The organism is Nonomuraea sp. NPDC001636, from assembly GCF_040298265.1.
Lineage (GTDB): Bacteria > Actinomycetota > Actinomycetes > Streptosporangiales > Streptosporangiaceae > Nonomuraea.
The window spans coordinates 76,567-93,160 of record NZ_JBEOZT010000011.1; the positions used below are offsets into that span (position 1 = coordinate 76,567).

Here is a 16,594-nt window from a genome sequence, read left to right on the forward strand (position 1 = left end):
CCGGCGCGGGGATCAGCGGCGGGCAGGCCGAAGCGGCGCCGGGGTCGGCCCGGCGCCGCTTCGGTGGTCTCGACGGCTCAGCCGGCCACCAGCTCGTAGCCCGCCTCTTCGACGACGTCCCTGATCTTGGCGTCGTCGAGGGCGTCGGTCGAGGTGACGGTCACCTGCCCCGTGGCCAGCTCGACGTCGACCGAGGAGACCCCGGCGACCTTGCCGATCTCGGTCTTGACGGTGCCCGCGCAGCCGCCGCAGGTCATTCCGGACACCGTGTAGGTCTTCGTGCTCATCGCCTCGCTCCTCTCGTAATACCCCGGCGGGGTATGCAGGAAGAGAACGTACGCCCGATCTTGCGGAAAGACAAGCCATACGGCGGAGGGGTATATGAGACGCGCGTCACATTGCCTTCGCCATACCCCCTCCCGGTATCGTTGCCTCGCATGAGAACTCTTGACAAGATCGTCGTGGTCGGCGCCTCGCTGGCGGGGCTGCGGGCCGTCCAGACCCTGCGCCGGGAGGGCTTCGACGGCGAGCTCACGCTGGTCGGCGCCGAGGCGCACGTGCCGTACAACCGGCCGCCGCTGTCCAAGAGCGTCCTGCGCGGCGACGAGGACGTCACGCTCCCCGGCGCCGAAGAGCTCGGCGACGACTGGCTGCGCGGCAGGCAGGCGGTACGCCTGGACGCCGGCAGCCGCACGGTCGTCCTCGACGACGGCGCCGAGCTCGGCTACGACGGCCTGGTCGTCGCGAGCGGCGCCCGTCCCAGGCGGCTCGACGGCGTGCACACCCTGCGCACCCTTGAGGACGCCCTGGCCCTGCGCGCCGAGCTGGACTCCGGCCACGAGCACGTGCTGGTCATCGGCGGCGGGTTCATCGGCGGCGAGGTGGCGACCACGGCCAGGCAGCTCGGCCGCAAGGTCACCCTGGTCGACTCCGGCCCGCATCCCATGCACGCGGGCCTCGGCGCGCAGGCGGCGCGCTGGCTGGCCGGGCACCACGAGCGCAACGGCGTCGAACTCGTCACCGGTGTCCGCGTCACCGAGGTGACCGGCGGCCAGGTGCGGCTCGGCGACGGCCGCGTACTGTCCGCCGACCTGGTCGTGGGCGGCATGGGCGTGACGCCCAACACCGAATGGCTGGACGGCAGCGGCCTGGCCGTGGACGACGGCGTGCTGTGCGAGCCGACGCTGTACGCCACCGGCTCGGTGAACGTCGTCGCGGCGGGCGACGTGGCCCGCTGGCCGCACCGCCTGTACGGCGACGCCCTGATCCGCGTCGAGCACTGGTCCAACGCCAACGAGCAGGGCGCGGTGGCCGCCCGCAACCTGCTGGCCGGGCCCGACGCGGCGCAGCCGTTCGCGGACGTGCCCAACTTCGCCACCCACGTGCACGGCGCCCGCATCCAGACGGCCGGGCTGCCCCACCTGGCCGACGAGGAACGCGTCGTCGCCGGCGACCCGGACGAGGACCGCTTCGCCGTGGCCTTCGCCCGCGACGGCGTGCTGGTCGGCGCGGTCGCCGTCAACGCGCCGAAGGACCTGATCAGGCTCAAGCGGTCCATCGCCGCGGGCGAGGCGATCTGACTACGACCGCGGGTAGCATGACCGGCATGATGCGTGGCCTTGGCGAGCTCGAATCCACGATCATGGACTGGATGTGGGCAAGGCGGCGTCCCGCCTCGGTCCGCGACGTCTTCGAAGACCTCAAGCAGCGGCGGACCATCGCCTACACCACGGTGATGACCGTGATGGACAAGCTGCACACCAAGGGCCTGCTCCGGCGCGAGGCCGTCGGCCGCGCCTACGTCTACGAACCGGTCGCCTCCAAGGAGGCCTACACCGCCGACCTGATGCGCCGCGCGCTCGCGGGCAGCGGCAACCAGGCCGCCACCCTCGTGCACTTCCTCGAACGGCTCACCCCCGAGGAGGCCACGGCGCTGGAGGCGGCCCTTCAGGTCTACCCGCACGGGGGCCGTCCCGCATGATCGCCGCCGTCGTCCTGGCCTGTTACACGGTGGTGGCGGCCGTCTGGCTGCCCGTGCTGGGGCAGCGGGCCGCCAAGTGGTCCGACCGGGCGCCGCGGCTGGCGATCGCGCTGTGGCAGGCGGGAGCGGCGTCCGTGGTCGCCTCGGCGGTGCTCGCCGCGCTGGCCTTCGCCGTGCCGGCCGAGATCGTGGGCCACGGGCTGGCCGGGTTGTTCGAGGCGTGCGCCGACATGCTGGGCGACGGCTCCAGCGTGTCCCGGGTGGGGTTAGCGGCCATGCTGGCGGCCGGAGCGGCGCTGTCCAGGGTGCTCTGGTGCGGCGGGACGGTGCTGGTGCGGGCCTCCATGGAACGTCGCCGGCACGCCGCCATGTTGCGGCTGCTCGGGCGGCGCGACGCCGAGCTGGGCGTGGTGGTGATCGACTACGACGAGCGGCTGGCGTACTGCGTGCCGGGCCGGCGCGCGCAGACGGTCATCACCACGAGCGCGCTGCGGGCCCTCACGCCGGAGCAGCTCGCCGCCGTGCTGGCGCACGAGCGGGCGCACCTGCGCGGCCGTCATCATCTGGTGCTGGCCGGGGCCGAGGCCCTGGTCCGGGCGTTTCCCGGGGTGCCGCTGTTCGAGCGGGCCAGGACGGAGATCGCGCGGCTGGTCGAGCTGCTCGCCGACGACGTCGCGGCCCGCCGCCACCCGCGCGCCCAGATCGCCGCGGCGCTGGTGAGCCTGGCCACCGGGCGCGCGCCCGCGTTCACGCTCGGGGCGGGCGGGGAGACGGCGCTCAGCCGCGTACGCCGGCTGCTCGGCCCCGAGCAGCCGCTCGGCCGCCGCGAACGGCTGACCGGGCTGCTGGCGGTCAGCGCGCTGCTCGGCGGGCCCGCGGCGGTGGCGCTGGCGCCGGGGGTCGGCTCGTTCCTGGCCCATCACTGCCACTCGCTGCTGTCGCTCTGACCCACTACTGCTGTTAGTAGCAGGGCGGCCGGACGAGGCCAGGCGACGCCCCAGCGCGTCCAGTGCCGCACGGCCGCCGTGACCAGTTGCACCGCCGTGGCCGCGGCCGGTCGGTCCCATCACCCGGGTGACCAGGTTGACCCCGTTGCCTTGGAGCAGCCGGCCGATCACGCGGGGGATGCGCAGCGTGAGCCGCGTCAGGAGCAGCGCCGCGGCCAGCGCCAGGCCGACCGCCGTCACGGCCGCGGCGGTGGCCGCCTTCGCCATGTAGAGCATCGTCGCCGCGATGGCCCCGGCCGCGTTGGCAACGGCAGCGCCTGCAAGGAGATGTCGAGCGCGTCGAGCACTGCGTTGCCGAGCACCGCGAACACGGCGACGATGCCGGCCGCCACGAGCACGGAGACCCTGGCCGTACGGCGGCGGCCGGCTCCCTGCAGCCACCGCGCGGGGCCGGGCCGGATCTTCGTGGAGCGGCCGGGCACGATCCGGCGCAACCACACCGCGCCGCCGCGTTCCCACCTGTTCCTGCCCGCCCGAACGGGCGGCGGCGGGCCGCTTGTGTCCACTATCCAGAATAGTAACGTGGTCTTCCGTGCCGAGCGGCCCCAGACCTCCCTCTTCGCCCCCCATGCCGCCGACAGGAGGCTCACCTCCGTCTTTACCGGCATACCCCATACCCCTAAAATCGGTCATCCCCTCTAAGGAGTATCAGCATGGACCATAGTGGACATCACCCTCCCTCCTCCTCGTCAGAGCACCAGCACGCCGCTCCGCCCGCCGCCACGTGGGCCATGGCCGCCCAGGCGACCCTGCACTGCCTGACCGGGTGCGCGATCGGCGAAGTGCTCGGCATGGTGATCGGCACCGCGCTCAGCCTGTCCAACCTCACCACCGTGATCCTTTCGGTGGCGCTGGCCTTCGTGTTCGGCTACGCGCTGACCATGCGCGGCGTCCTGCGTGCCGGGGTGGACTTCAAGTCGGCGCTGAAGGTGGCGCTGGCCGCCGACACCATCTCGATCGCGGTGATGGAGGTGCTGGACAACACCGTGATGGTGACCGTGCCGGGCGCCATGGACGCCGGGCTGGGCAACTGGCTGTTCTGGGTGGCGCTGGCCGGGTCGCTGCTGGTGGCGTTCCTGCTGACGACGCCGGTGAACAAGTGGCTGATCTCCCGCGGCAAGGGTCACGCCGTGATCCACCAGTACCACCAGGGCCACGGCGACCACCAAGGTCACGACGACCACGGAGGCCATCAGGGCCACGCGGGCCATCACGGCCACCAGGGCCACCAGGGCCACTGACAGGACGCCACCCCAGGCGCGACACGAGCCGACCCGCCCGCCGTCCATGATCGCCGACGGATCCCGGACGAGCGGCGGGCCCGCTCGCAGACACCGGCCCCGCCCCCATGAGCGGCCCTCTCCGACCACCGCACAGGCCCCCACACACAGGCCGGCCCCCGACGCCGAACCCGGAGAGCACGGCAACCCCGACACGACGCCCGGCTCGCCGCCACGACCGGGCATTTCCTAGCGCCGTCGCGCGCCTGACCAACGCCGAGCCAGGAGCGCGCGGCGATCCCCCGACGCGATGCCTCCCGCGACGCGCGATCCGCACGCCCAGCTTCCCGGGCACGCCAAGCCCGCACACCCCGGCCCCCTGGCGCGCCCCGCATACCCCACCCCCGCACCCCGGCCCGCTGACCCGTTCCACATACCCCCGGGACTCCCCCGGTCCTCTACCCGGACCGCATACCCCCACCCCGCATACCTCGCGGCCCATCCCGCACCCCCTCACCCCGGACACGTCCCGCGCACCCGGCCTCGTGACGCGGCCCCCGACGCCCCACGTCCCTCGGAGCTGCGGGAACGCCGTCGCCGCGTGGTCGTCCTCCCGCATCGCCGAGGCACGCGAGCCCGCCGTCACGCGGCGCCGCCCGGACGATCTCCGGTGTGCGGACTTGACAGATACCCCCCCGGTGTATGTATGTTCATCGCCAGATACCCCCTACCGGTATTTTCGAGGAATCCAAAGTCCCGCCCGCATCCCCCACCGGGGTACGGCGTAGTGCTGGAGAATGCTCATGTCCGCACCATCCCCCCGGCGATGGACCGCCCTGGCCCTGATCGCCACGGCCCAGTTCATCGTCATCATGGACACGTCGATCATCGGCGTGGCCCTCCCCCGCATCCAGGAAGACCTCGGCTTCTCGCAGGAGAACCTGTCGTGGGTCTTCAACGCCTACGTCGTCGCCTTCGGCGGGCTCCTGCTGCTCGGCGGCCGGCTCTCGGACCTGTTCGGCGCACGCAAGCTGTTCGGCGCCGGCTGGCTCATCCTGCTCGCCGGCTCGCTCGTCGCGGGCCTCGCCCCCGAGGTATGGGTCGAGCTCACCGGACGTGCCGTCCAGGGCGTCGGCGCGGCCCTGATCGCCCCGTCCGCGCTGACCCTGCTGATGATGCTGTTCGGCCACGACCCCAAGGAGCTCACCAAGGCCCTCGCCCTGTACGGCGCGGCCGCCCCGGCGGGCGGCACCGCGGGCGTGTTCCTCGGCGGCGTCATCACCGAGTACCTGAGCTGGCCCTGGGTCTTCTACATCAACATCCCGATCGCGCTCGTCGCGCTCTTCGCCACCCGTCCGCTGATGCCCGCCGGTCAGTCCCAGCGCGGCTCCATCGACATCCTCGGCGCGCTGACCGTCACCGCCGGGCTGGGCGCGGCCGTCTACGCCATCGTCCGGGCACCCGAGGTCGGCTGGGGCTCCGCCCAGACCTGGGGCGTGCTGGCCGCCGCGATCGCGCTGCTCATCGCCTTCCTGGCGATCCAGGCCCGCCGCCGCGAGCCGCTGATGAGGCTGTCGATCTTCCGTACGCCGAACCTCGCCGCCGCCAACCTGACCCAGCTCCTGCTCGGCGGGGCCTGGATCCCGATGTGGTTCTTCCTGAACCTGTACCTGCAGCAGGTCCTCGGCTACAGCGCCTTCCCCAGCGGCGCGGCCCTGGTGCCGATGACCGTCCTCATCATGCTCGGCATGATCGTCCTGGCGCCGCGCGCCATCAACCGGTTCGGCCCCAAGGCCGTCACGGTGGCGGGCCTGGTCCTGCTCGCGGTCGGGATGGGCTGGCTGTCGCTGATCAGCCCCGAGGGCAGCTTCGCGGTCGACGTCCTGCCCGCCAGCCTGGTGGCCGCGCTCGGCATGTCGCTGGCCTTCATCCCCTCGCTCGGCACCGCCATCTCCTCCGCCCGTCCCGAGGAGGGCGGCCTGGCCTCCGGCATCGTCAACACCAGCTACCAGGTCGGCTCGGCCCTCGGGCTGGCCGCCATGACGGCCGTCGCCGCCGCCAACGGCGCCGCCCAGCTCGGGAACCTGCCCGCGCTGACCGACGGCTTCTCCTCGGCCTTCGTGGGAGCCGCCGGGATCGCGGTCGCCGGCGCCCTGATCGCCGCGCTGACGCTCCGCTCGCGGGGCGCCGCACCCGCCGAGGCCGCCGAGACCACCGCCGCCACCCGCGGCTGACCTCGACGCTCACAGCTCCGAAGGAGATCCCCATGTCCATCCTCATCGCCTACGACGGTTCACCCGACGCCCGCCACGCCGTCGAGGAGGCCGCCCGGCTGTTCCCCGGCGCGTCCGCGGTGGTGCTGTACGCCCGTCAGCCCCTGGAGAGCCTGGCCGCCCATCTCGAAGGGCATCCCGCCCTGGAGGACCTGCGGGACATCGACGCCAGGACCATGGACGCCTCGGAACGGCTGGCCGCCGAGGGCGCCGACCTCGCCCGCTCCCTCGGGCTGCGGGCCGAGCCGCGGGTCGCCTCGGTCCCGGAGGAGGTCGTCGCCGCCGCCATCGTCGACGCCGCCGAGGAGGTCGACGCCTCGCTGATCGTCCTGGGCTCGCGCGGGCGGCAGGGGCTGCGGGCGCTGCTGTCGGGCAGCACGTCCACCCACGTCATGCACGCCACCGCGCGCCCCACGCTGATCGTCCCGTCCAAGCCCCTGGCCGACGCCCGTCGCGCCGCCGAGCACCGCGCGGCCCGCTGAGGTCGCCGAGAGACGCCCGGCTCCCATCGGAGCCGGGCGTTTCGGCGTTCCGGTGAACGCGCCGGACCTGGCGTGCGTATCCCCACACACGAGCCGGAACGACGGCCTGTTACGCCGGATAGTACCGACGAAATGCCAACAAGCAGGGCGACCTTCGGTACTATTCCGCCTCAGGCATGGAGGCGTACGAGGAGGCATCGTAGTGGTCGTGGCGACGAGGCTGGGGCGAGCGGCAGTGGCCGTGACACTTGCGGCGGTCGCGGCGGTCTCCATCCCGGGCGTCGCCTCGGCCGATCCGTCGCCCGCCAAGGCCAGGGCCAGGCTGGTGAAGCTGAACGAGCGGGCCGACGAGGTGGTCGAGCAGTACAACCAGGCCACCGAGGCGCACAAGAAGGCCCAGCAGAAGTACGACGCGCTCAACGCCGAGGTCGCGCGCAAGAACGCCCAGGCGGACGGGTTACGCAAGGACCTCGTCTCGGCGGTGGTCAGCGACTACCAGTCGGGCCCGCTCACGACCTGGGGCCGCTTCGTCGCCGACGGCACCCCCGACGAGGTGCTGAGCGGCATGGCCGCCCTTGAGCAGATCTCCCGGGCCAGGGCGGCGAAACTGGCGGCGTTCCAGGCGACCACCAAGGACCTGCGCGCCCGGCGCGACGAGGCCCGAGCCGTCCTGGCCGAGGCCGACGCGGCGCGCGACAAGGTGCGGGCGGAGAAGGCGAAGGTCGACGAGCTGGTCAAGGCGCAGACGAAGCTCCTGCGCAGGCTGGGCGCCTTCCGCGCGGGTGATCCGAACAGCGCCGGCATCAGGTACACCGGCTCGGCCTCCGGCAACGCCCGCCTGGCGTTGCAGTTCGCCTTCGCCCAGGTCGGCAAGCCCTACCAGTACGGCGCCGAGGGCCCGAACTCCTACGACTGCTCCGGCCTCACCCAGGCCGCCTGGCGCACCGCGGGCGTCGAGCTGCCCCGCACCACCTGGACGCAATGGGCCTGGGGCGCGAGCAGACGCGTCTCGCTCGACGCGTTGCAGCCCGGCGACCTGCTGTTCAGCAAGGGCCTCGGCCACATGGGCATGTACGCCGGCAACGGGAAAATGGTCCACGCGCCCCAGACCGGTGACGTCGTCAAGGTGGTCGACCTCGACGACTACTGGCGCACCCGGCTGCTCGGCGCGGTCCGCCCCTGACCGGCAACCGGCAGCCGAGCCAGGGGACGCCGTGGGTGAAGGCGCCGGAACGCGCCGCCCGAGCAGGGGTGGGCCGGGAACGCGAAGAGGGCTCCGGGCGGCACGCCCGGAGCCCTCTTCACTTGAGGCCGTCGTTCACTTGAAGCGGCGCAGCCGGAGGCTGTTGCTGACCACGAACACGCTGGAGAAGGCCATCGCGGCCCCCGCGATCATCGGGTTGAGCAGGCCGAGCGCGGCCAGCGGCAGGGCGGCCACGTTGTAGGCGAAGGCCCAGAACAGGTTGCCCTTGATCGTGCCGAGCGTCCGGCGGGAGAGCCTGATCGCGTCGGCGGCCACCCGCAGGTCACCGCGGACCAGGGTGAGGTCGGACGCCTCGATGGCGGCGTCCGTGCCGGTGCCCATGGCCAGGCCCAGGTCGGCCTGGGCGAGCGCGGCCGCGTCGTTGACGCCGTCGCCGACCATCGCCACGACCTTGCCCTCGCCCTGGAGCTCCTTGACGACGTCGACCTTGTCGGCGGGCAGCACCTCAGCGATCACCTCGTCGATGCCGACCTCGGCGGCCACCGTCCTGGCCACGGCCTCGTTGTCGCCGGTCAGCAGGACCGGGGTGAGACCGAGCGCCCGGAGCTGCTGGATGGCCTCCTTGCTGGTGGGCTTGATCACGTCGGCGACCACCAGCACCGCGCGGGCCTTGCCGTCCCAGCCGACCGCCACGGCGGTCCGGCCGCCCGCCTGGGCGGCGTGCAGAGCGCGTTCCAGGTCGGACGGCAGGTGCTGGGACCACTCCTCCAGCAGCCTCGGCCGGCCCACCAGGACCGCGTGCCCCTCGACGACGCCCTGCACGCCGAGGCCCTCGACGTTCGCGAAGTCCTCGGGGGTGGGCAGGTCGCCGACGCGGGCGGCGGCGCCCTTGGCGACGGCCTGGGCGATCGGGTGCTCGGAGGCGTGCTCCAGAGCGCCCGCCAGGCGCAGCACCTCGGCCTCGTCCTCGCCCTCGGCCAGGTGCACCCCGGTGAGCGTCATCCGGCCCTCGGTGACGGTGCCCGTCTTGTCGAGCACCACCGTGTCGATGCGGCGGGTGGACTCCAGCACCTCCGGCCCCTTGATCAGGATGCCGAGCTGCGCGCCCCGTCCGGTGCCGACCAGCAGCGCCGTCGGGGTGGCCAGGCCGAGCGCGCACGGGCAGGCGATGATCAGCACGGCCACCGCGGCGGTGAAGGCCGCGCCGACGCCGTCGCCGGTGCCGAGCCAGAAGCCCAGCGTGCCGAGAGCCAGCGCGATCACGATGGGGACGAAGATGCCCGACACGCGGTCGGCCAGCCGCTGCACCTGCGCCTTGCCCGTCTGGGCGTCCTCGACCAGCTTGGCCATCTGGGCGAGCTGGGTGTCGGCCCCGACCCGGGTGGCGCGGACGACCAGCCGGCCGCCCGCGTTCACGGTCGCGCCGGTGACGGCGTCGCCGGGACGCACCTCGACGGGAACGGACTCGCCGGTCAGCATCGAGGCGTCGACCGCGGAGGTGCCCTCCTCGATCACGCCGTCGGTGGCGATCTTCTCGCCGGGCCGCACCACGAACCGGTCGCCCACGGCCAGCCGGTCGCTGGGGATGCGGGTCTCCACGCCGTCGCGCAGCACCGCGACGTCCTTGGCGCCCAGTTCCAGCAGGGCGCGCAGGGCGGCGCCGGCCCGGCGCTTGGAGCGGGCCTCGAAGTAGCGGCCGGCCAGGATGAACGCCGTCACCCCCGCCGCGGCCTCCAGGTAGATGTTGCCCGACCCGTCGGTGCGCTCGATCGTGAACGCGAACGGGTGGGTCATGCCCGGGGTGCCCGCCGTGCCGAAGAACAGCGCCCACAGCGACCAGCCGAGCGCGGCGATGGTGCCGACCGAGATCAGCGTGTCCATGGTGGCGGCGCCGTGGCGCAGGTTCGTCCAGGCGGCCTTGTGGAAGGGCCAGCCGGCGTAGACGACGACCGGCGCGGTGAGCACCAGCGACATCCACTGCCAGTTGGTGAACTGCAACGGCGGGATCATCGCCATCGCGATCACCGGCACCGCCAGCACCACCGAAGTGATCAACCGGCTGCGCAGCGGGCGCAGCTCGTCCTCCGGCTCCCGCTCGCCCGGCTCGCCCTCGGTGCGGGGCGGCGCGGGCAGCGCGGCGGTGTAGCCGGCCGCCTCCACCTGGGCGATCAGCTGCTGCGGATCGACGCCTTCGGGGAAGGTGACCTTCGCCTTCTCGGTGGCGTAGTTGACCGTGGCGGTCACGCCGTCCATCTTGTTGAGCTTGCGCTCGATGCGGTTGGCGCACGAGGCGCAGGTCATGCCGCCGATCGAGAGTTCGACCGCGTTCTGCCGGTCATCGGTGACAGAGGTCATCACCGTTCCCCTTTCCCAGTGGCTTTTCTCAGTGGCTGTGGTTGCCGTGCCCGGCGGGCGTCGCCGACGCGTCGGGGGTGGCGGGCCGCGGCCCGGCCGCGAGCGTGAAGTCGGCGGTACGGACCTCGCCTTCGTGCTGGAAGTCCAGGAACAGGCGGTAGTCGCCGCCGCTCGGCACCTCGGCGTAGAAGACGATCTCGGGGCCCGGCTGCGTCTTGCCGTCGCCCGGCTCGCCGTCGGGGTGGACGTGCAGGTAGGCCAGGTCACGGCCGCGGAGGGCGACCAGGTGGCCGAAGGCGCCGAGGTAGGGCTGCAGGTCGGTGACCGGCTTGCCGTCCTTGCTGACCTTGAGGGTGAGCTTGCTCGCCTGGCCGGGCGTCAGGTCGCCGTCGAGGGTGACCTCGTAGCCGTCGATCTTGGAGGTGCGGCCGGTCTCCGGCAGCGGCTTGGGCTGGTAGTCGCCCGCCACGGCCAGGTCGGCGCCCAGCGTCAGGGCCTGACCGCCGGTCGGCGCGAAGTCGGCGAAGGCCCGGTAGCCGCCCGCCTCGGGGAAGGTGACCTTGACCGACCAGATGCCGTCGGCCGACATCTCCGGATGTACGTGCTGGAAGCTGCCCAGGTCGCGGGAGACCACGATGAAGTGCAGCTTCTTGTCGTGCTGGACCTGGTAGTCGGTGACCGGGCGGCCGTCGGGGCCGGTCACGGAGAAGCGGAAGTCGGCGGGCTCGCCGGGCTTGAGCGACGTGGTGAGCGGGTTGAGGGTGTAGCCGTTCTCGGACACTTGGAGCCCCCCGGGGGTATCGTTCTTCTTCGTCGTCGTCGTCTGCTGGGCTGTGTGCTGGTTGTGGCCCGCGCTCTGCGCGGTCTCCGTGGCGGCCGTCATGGCGCCGTGGTCGGCGGCGGGAGCGGCCCCCACCGGGCCCACCGCCTTGCCGGCGCCCAGGGCGCCGCCGAAGACGACGGCCAGCCCCAGGGCGTAGGAGCCGAGCTTGGCTGCGGTGTTCACGACTGGTCCGCCACTTCGTACCCGGCCTCCTCGACGGCGGCGACGATCTTCGCCGCGTCGATCGGGCTGTCACTCTCGACGGTCAGCAGGCCGGAGGCCAGATCGACCTCGACGCCGGTCACCCCGGCGACCTCGCCGACCTCCTCCTTGACCGAACTGACGCAGTGGCCGCAGGTCATGCCCTTGACGGTGTAGGTGGTGGTGCTCATATCGGTCTCTCCTTCAATCCGGTCAGGAACGAACAAGTCTGGCGATGGCGTCGGAGGCTTCCTTGACCTTGGCCTCGGCCTCCGGGCCGCCCTTCGCGGTGGCCTCGGCGACGCAGTGGGCCAGGTGGTCCTCCAGCAACGACAGGGAGAACGACTTCAAGGCGCTGGTCGCGGCCGACACCTGGGTGAGGATGTCGATGCAGTACTTGTCGTCCTCGACCATCCGCTGCAGGCCGCGGACCTGCCCCTCGATGCGGCGCAACCGCATCCCTTGGTCCTGCTTGCCACTGCCGTGTCCAGCCATGTCAGCCCTCCCTCGGCTCGTTGCCGTTGAGGACACTATACCCCCCTATGGTATCCAGAAGGCAAGTGGCGGCGCCTGCGACGACGAGCTCTACGTCTTGGCGCGGCTCCACGACATGGGGCTGACCGAGCCCTTCGACAGCCACCGGCTGCCGTTCGAGGAGGCGGGCGGGCAGCTCGCCTGGGTGTTCGGCACGGCGGCCGGCCGGCCGGCGGAGCGCGCCGAGCGGGCCGTCGAGTGAGGTGCTCGCCCGCCACCCCAGGCCGGGATTCGGCGCCGAGTTCCTGGCCTGCTTCGAGGACCAGGCCAGGCGCAAGCCGGACAGCGCCGCCGCGGCGGCGACGCGGGGTCAGGAACCGGGCCGCAACGAGTTCCGGTACGGCGGCATGAACCGCGTCCTCGGCATCTGGTCGGCCAGCACGCCGCCGTCCACGACCAGGGTGGAGCCGGTGACGTAGCGGGCCGACTCCGAGGCCAGGTACGCCACCGCGCCGGCCACGTCGTCCGGCCTGCCGTACCCGCCGCGCAGCGGGATGCGCTCCTCCCACGCCGCCTCGAAAGCCGCACGGTCGAAGGGGAAGTCGCCGTCGATCGGGGTGGCGATCATGCCGGGCGCCACGGCGTTGACGGTGATGCCGTGGGCGCCCAGTTCGGCGGCGAGCGAGCGGGTGATCAGCTCCAGGGCGCCCTTGGAGGCGTTGTAGTGGGCCAGCCCGGCTTCGGCCATGAGCCCGTTCTTGGAGGAGACGTTGACGATCCGCCCCCGCACGCCGTCGGCGATCATGTGCTCGGCCACCCGCTGCGCCAGGAAGAACGGCGCGTCGCAGTTGACCCGCATGACGGCCTGCCAGCCGGCCACGGTGATCTCGTTGAAGTGTTCGAGCCGGGCCACCCCGGCGTTGTTGACCAGGACGTGGATCGGCCCGTGGTCGCGGCGGACCGCGTCGGCCAGCCCGGCCAGGCCCTCGGTGTCGGCCAGGTCGAAGCCGTAGGCGCAGCCCGCGCCCGGCCGGTCGACGGTGATCACCCGGTAGCCGTCGGCCGTCAGGCGCGCGGCGATGGCCTGGCCGAGGCCCCTGGCGGCCCCGGTGACCACGGCCAGTTCGGTCATGACAGCCCCAGCAGGTCGAGCGACGGGCGGTGGATCAGCTTCTCGATCTCCTCCCGGTCGAGAGGCGGCAGGCCGGGGATGCCGGGGACCGCGCCGACCGCCCGCAGCCCCGCCACCGAGGCGTCCACCGTGGTGAAGGGGTAGTCGCTGCCGAACAGCAGCTTGCCCCACACCCCGTAGTCCTGGGCCAGGCGCAGGCTGTGCCAGAGCTGGAAGGGGCGGTAGTGCAGGGCGGAGACGTCGGCGTAGACGTGGCGGTGCTTGCGGATCACCGCGATGCACTCGCCCTCGTACGGGTGGCCGAGGTGGGCCAGGACCATGCGCAGCTCGGGATGCCTGATGGCGACCTCGTCCAGGTGCACCGGCAGCGCGTAGCGCAGGGGCGCGGCCGAGACGAACGTGGTCCCGGTGTGCACGAGCAGCGGCAGGCCGTGGCGGGCGGCGTAGGCGTACAGGTCGTCCAGCTCCGGGGCGGCCGGGTCGAAACCGGCGTACATCGGCATGAGCTTGATGCCGCGCAGCCCCAGGTCGCGGTGGCCGTGTTCCAGCTCGTCGCGCCAGCCGGGCTGGGTGGGGTCGAGCGACAGGTAGCCGATGAGCCGGTCGGGGTGCTCGCCGGCGTAGGCGGCCACGGCGGCGTCGTCCACCCACAGGCCCGACCGCCTGGCCTTGCCGCCCACCACGACGGTACGGGTGCCGGCGGGCGAGGTGGCGGCGTAGTCCGCCCAGCGCACGGTCAGGTCGACGTGACCGCCGTGCGCGCGGGCGGACTCGGCCGCGAACGGGTCGCCGACGTCGTCCGGGCAGCTGAACAGATGGGAGTGGACGTCAACGATCACGCTTCTCCCAGCCCTCCTTGAACATGTTCCAGAACCGGTGGGACGGCGGGTGCTCGGCGAAGACCTCGTCGGCCAGCTCGACGCCGAGGCCGGGCCGCTCCGGCAGGCCGACGTGCCCGTCGACCACCGGCAGCACGCCCTTCAGCGCGTCGAAGACGTACGGCTCCAGCATGCCGTCGAACGTCTCCAGGACGAGTAGGTTCGGCATGCCGAGCACGGCGTGCACGGAGGCCGTGGTGCACAGCGGGGAGTTGGAGTTGTGCGGGGCGACGAGCATGGCGTGCACGTCGGCCTGCGCGGCCAGCTTCCTGATCTCGGTGAACCCGCCGGCCATCGACAGGTCGGGCTGGATGATGTCGACGGCGCCGGTGGCGAACAGCCGGGCGTACTCGTAGCGGTTGTGGAAGTGCTCGCCGCCGGAGATGGGCATGGCGGCGCGGGCGCGCAGCTCGGCGTAGCGCTCGATGTGCGTCCACGGCAGCGGCTCCTCGAACCAGCCGAGGTCGAACGGCTCCAGCTCGCGCACGAGCCGGACGGCGGTCGGCATCGCGAACCGGGCGTGCCCCTCGACGAACAGGTCGAGGTCGGGCACGGCCTCGCGGACCGCCGCGACGATGTCGACCGAGAGCCGCAGCTCGGCCCGGGACAACTCGCCCAGCCCGGCGCCGAACGGGTCGAACTTCAGCCCGGTGTAGCCGCGGGCGGCGACCTCCTTGGCCTTGGCGGCGAACACCTGCGGGTCGCGCTCGCCGGTGTACCAGCCGTTGGCGTAGACCCGCACCCGGTCACGGCAGGCGCCGCCGGTCAGCCGGTAGACGGGCACGCCGAGCGCCTTGCCCATGATGTCGTGCAGCGCCTGGTCGACGCCGGAGACGACGATGCCGCCGACGTCGCCGCCGCGCAGGAAGTCGCCCTGGTACATCCGCAGCCAGATCTCCTCGACGTCGAAGGGATCGGCGCCGATCAGGTGGCGTTGTGCCATGGCCTCGGTCAGCGAGCAGGTCTCCCGGCCCCGGTAGGGGTGGGTGATCTCGCCGATGCCGCTCAGCCCTTCGTCGGTGTGGATGCGCACGTAGGAGAAGTCGCGCCAGGCGGTGCCCAGCGAGAGGGTCTCGACGCGGCTGATCCGGCCGGCGGGCCCGGCCGGGCGGCTGGTGTCAACGGTCAGCATCGGCCCCGCCCATGGTGCTGGCGTCGGTCAGGTCGAGCACGTCGCCGCGGGCGAGCCGGGCCGCGGTGGCGGCCGCCTCCAGCAGGTGGTCGGCGTCGGCGTCGGTGTGGGCGTAGGAGACGTGGCTGCGCTTGAGGTTCAGTGGCAGCTCGAAGACGCCGTGCTCCAGCAGCCGGCGGCGGTACCCGATGAACATGTTGGCATCATTGCGCAGCAGGTCGTCGTAGGTGCGGGCGGGTCCGGTCATGAAATATCCGACGAAGACCGAGCCGTACCCGCTGACCAGCGCCGGGATGTCCAGCGAGGCGAAGACCTCGGCCAGGCCGGTCCTGATCCGCTCGCCGAGGCGGAAGACGTGCTCGTGCACCGGCTCCTCGCGCAGCTTGCGCAGCGTGGCCAGGGCGGCCGCCACGACGGCGGGGTGGCCGTTGTAGGTGCCGGCGAAGAAGGCGGGGCCGCCCGGTCGCGAGCTGAACAGCTCCATGAGATCGGCGCGGCCTCCGAGCGCGCCCACCGGGTAGCCGTTCGCGATCGCCTTGCCCATGGTGGTCAGGTCGGGGGTGATCCCGCAGATCGCCTGCCAGCCGCCCAGGTGGTGGCGGAAGCCGGTGATGACCTCGTCGAAGATCAGCACGCTGCCCGCCCTGGTGCACTCGGCGCGCAGCGTCTCCAGGAACTCCTGCTCGGGCAGCAGGCAGCCGACGTTGTGCGGCACCGGCTCCAGGATGACGGCGGCGATGTCGTCGCCGTGCTCGGCGAACGCCCGGCGTACCGCCTCGGGGTCGTTGAACGGCAGGACCAGCGTGGCCTGCAGCACCTCGGGCAGGATGCCGGTCGAGATGGGGTCGTGGGTGCCGACCTTCTCCGGCGCGGAGATCACGTTGAGGCTGACCGCGTCGTGCCAGCCGTGGTAGCAGCCCTGGAACTTGACCACGAGCCGGCGGCCGGTCGCGGCCCTGGCCACGCGCAGGGCGTGGAAGGTGGCCTCGCTGCCGGTGCTGGTCAGGAGCACCTTCTCCACGCTCGGCACGAGCTCAACCAGCGTCTCGGCGAGCTCGACCTCGCCGGCCGTGACGCCCACGCCGCACAGGTCCACCGTACGGCCGGCCTCGGCGACGGCCGCGCCGACGTCGGGGTCGTTGTGGCCGAGCAGCGGCGGGCCGAAGGCGGCGTGGTAGTCGACGAACTCCCGTCCTTGCGAGTCGCGGAAGCGGGCGCCGGCGGCATGGGTGATCACCAGGTCGGTGAGCCCGGGGATGCTGCGCTGCCCGCTGTTCACGCCGCCGGGGATGACCTGGCGTGCGCGCTCGGCTAGGTGCTTCAAATCTCTCTCCTCCGACGCGCCTCCCGGCCCGGCCCGGCCTGGGAAGCGCTGGTCGTCCGCCACAAATTCCGAACAGTGTTTGGCAATACCGAACAGACGAGGGAGATT

Annotated in this window: 17 protein-coding genes and 1 pseudogene; 8 read left to right on the forward strand and 10 right to left on the reverse strand. The window is 72.5% G+C overall.

Translation table 11 applies throughout. From position 1 onward, the window contains the following. Positions 1 to 77: 77 nt before the first annotated feature. On the reverse strand, positions 78 to 287 hold the full coding sequence (locus ABT158_RS21895) for a heavy-metal-associated domain-containing protein (protein ID WP_352329364.1): 210 nt from the start codon (positions 285 to 287) through the stop codon (positions 78 to 80). Positions 288 to 437: 150 nt separating this feature from the next. Between ABT158_RS21895 and ABT158_RS21900 the strand changes: the two genes are divergently transcribed. From ABT158_RS21900 to ABT158_RS21910, 3 genes are read left to right on the forward strand one after another with little or no spacing between them, the layout of a single operon-like run. Next, positions 438 to 1,580: an NAD(P)/FAD-dependent oxidoreductase gene (locus ABT158_RS21900; protein ID WP_352356003.1), complete on the forward strand. Its 1,143-nt coding sequence runs from the start codon at positions 438 to 440 to the stop codon at positions 1,578 to 1,580. Between the two features lie 26 nt (positions 1,581 to 1,606). Further along, positions 1,607 to 1,981 (forward strand): BlaI/MecI/CopY family transcriptional regulator, encoded by a 375-nt coding sequence (locus tag ABT158_RS21905; RefSeq protein ID WP_352356005.1) that lies wholly within the window; start codon positions 1,607 to 1,609, stop codon positions 1,979 to 1,981. Further along, the gene (locus tag ABT158_RS21910) at positions 1,978 to 2,928 is read left to right on the forward strand and encodes a M56 family metallopeptidase (RefSeq protein ID WP_352356007.1); all 951 of its coding nucleotides are present in this window, start codon (positions 1,978 to 1,980) and stop codon (positions 2,926 to 2,928) included. The genes ABT158_RS21905 and ABT158_RS21910 overlap by 4 nt, the downstream gene beginning before the upstream one ends. A 174-nt stretch (positions 2,929 to 3,102) precedes the next feature. On the opposite strand, the pseudogene ABT158_RS21915 reads toward ABT158_RS21910, so the two are convergent. Then, positions 3,103 to 3,621, reverse strand: a pseudogene (locus tag ABT158_RS21915) (hypothetical protein); the annotation flags it as partial. 20 nt (positions 3,622 to 3,641) lie between these two features. Between ABT158_RS21915 and ABT158_RS21920 the strand changes: the two are divergent. The 4 genes from ABT158_RS21920 (at position 3,642) to ABT158_RS21935 (ending at position 8,146) form a co-directional block, all read left to right on the forward strand. After that, the gene (locus ABT158_RS21920; RefSeq protein ID WP_352356009.1) at positions 3,642 to 4,229 is read left to right on the forward strand and encodes a DUF4396 domain-containing protein; all 588 of its coding nucleotides are present in this window, start codon (positions 3,642 to 3,644) and stop codon (positions 4,227 to 4,229) included. A 782-nt stretch (positions 4,230 to 5,011) separates the two neighbouring features. Then, positions 5,012 to 6,442, forward strand: coding sequence for an MFS transporter (locus ABT158_RS21925; protein ID WP_352356011.1), 1,431 nt, complete (start codon positions 5,012 to 5,014; stop codon positions 6,440 to 6,442). Positions 6,443 to 6,474: 32 nt separating this feature from the next. Continuing rightward, positions 6,475 to 6,963: a universal stress protein gene (locus ABT158_RS21930; RefSeq protein WP_352356013.1), complete on the forward strand. Its 489-nt coding sequence runs from the start codon at positions 6,475 to 6,477 to the stop codon at positions 6,961 to 6,963. 235 nt (positions 6,964 to 7,198) lie between these two features. Next, positions 7,199 to 8,146 (forward strand): C40 family peptidase, encoded by a 948-nt coding sequence (locus tag ABT158_RS21935; RefSeq protein WP_352356015.1) that lies wholly within the window; start codon positions 7,199 to 7,201, stop codon positions 8,144 to 8,146. 135 nt (positions 8,147 to 8,281) lie between these two features. Here ABT158_RS21935 and ABT158_RS21940 read toward each other — a convergent pair whose 3' ends face one another. Genes ABT158_RS21940 through ABT158_RS21955 form a run of 4 tightly spaced genes read right to left on the reverse strand, consistent with a single transcriptional unit; the run spans position 8,282 to position 12,041 of the window. Continuing rightward, positions 8,282 to 10,522: a heavy metal translocating P-type ATPase gene (locus ABT158_RS21940; protein WP_352356017.1), complete on the reverse strand. Its 2,241-nt coding sequence runs from the start codon at positions 10,520 to 10,522 to the stop codon at positions 8,282 to 8,284. 28 nt (positions 10,523 to 10,550) lie between these two features. After that, positions 10,551 to 11,528 carry a DUF8832 domain-containing protein gene (locus tag ABT158_RS21945; RefSeq protein WP_352356019.1) on the reverse strand — a complete coding sequence of 326 codons (978 nt, stop codon included), beginning with the start codon at positions 11,526 to 11,528 and terminating at the stop codon, positions 10,551 to 10,553. Beyond that, positions 11,525 to 11,737, reverse strand: a complete 213-nt coding sequence (locus ABT158_RS21950; RefSeq protein WP_352356021.1) for a heavy-metal-associated domain-containing protein — start codon at positions 11,735 to 11,737, stop codon at positions 11,525 to 11,527. Before ABT158_RS21950 ends, ABT158_RS21945 begins: the two co-directional genes overlap by 4 nt. A gap of 22 nt (positions 11,738 to 11,759) precedes the next feature. Further along, positions 11,760 to 12,041 carry a metal-sensitive transcriptional regulator gene (locus ABT158_RS21955; protein ID WP_352356023.1) on the reverse strand — a complete coding sequence of 94 codons (282 nt, stop codon included), beginning with the start codon at positions 12,039 to 12,041 and terminating at the stop codon, positions 11,760 to 11,762. Positions 12,042 to 12,138: 97 nt separating this feature from the next. Here ABT158_RS21955 and ABT158_RS21960 point away from each other — a divergent pair, with 97 nt between their 5' ends. Beyond that, positions 12,139 to 12,282 carry a hypothetical protein gene (locus ABT158_RS21960; protein WP_352356025.1) on the forward strand — a complete coding sequence of 48 codons (144 nt, stop codon included), beginning with the start codon at positions 12,139 to 12,141 and terminating at the stop codon, positions 12,280 to 12,282. 108 nt (positions 12,283 to 12,390) lie between these two features. On the opposite strand, the gene ABT158_RS21965 is transcribed toward ABT158_RS21960, so the two are convergent. The 4 genes from ABT158_RS21965 to ABT158_RS21980 are packed head-to-tail and all read right to left on the reverse strand — an operon-like array spanning position 12,391 to position 16,486. Then, positions 12,391 to 13,152 carry an SDR family NAD(P)-dependent oxidoreductase gene (locus ABT158_RS21965; RefSeq protein WP_352356027.1) on the reverse strand — a complete coding sequence of 254 codons (762 nt, stop codon included), beginning with the start codon at positions 13,150 to 13,152 and terminating at the stop codon, positions 12,391 to 12,393. Further along, positions 13,149 to 13,991 carry an amidohydrolase family protein gene (locus ABT158_RS21970; protein WP_352356029.1) on the reverse strand — a complete coding sequence of 281 codons (843 nt, stop codon included), beginning with the start codon at positions 13,989 to 13,991 and terminating at the stop codon, positions 13,149 to 13,151. The genes ABT158_RS21965 and ABT158_RS21970 overlap by 4 nt, the downstream gene beginning before the upstream one ends. Beyond that, complete coding sequence (locus ABT158_RS21975) at positions 13,981 to 15,162, reverse strand: mandelate racemase/muconate lactonizing enzyme family protein (RefSeq protein ID WP_352356031.1); 1,182 nt, start codon at positions 15,160 to 15,162, stop codon at positions 13,981 to 13,983. Before ABT158_RS21975 ends, ABT158_RS21970 begins: the two co-directional genes overlap by 11 nt. Then, complete coding sequence (locus ABT158_RS21980) at positions 15,149 to 16,486, reverse strand: aspartate aminotransferase family protein (protein WP_352356033.1); 1,338 nt, start codon at positions 16,484 to 16,486, stop codon at positions 15,149 to 15,151. The genes ABT158_RS21975 and ABT158_RS21980 overlap by 14 nt, the downstream gene beginning before the upstream one ends. Positions 16,487 to 16,594 lie beyond the last annotated feature (108 nt).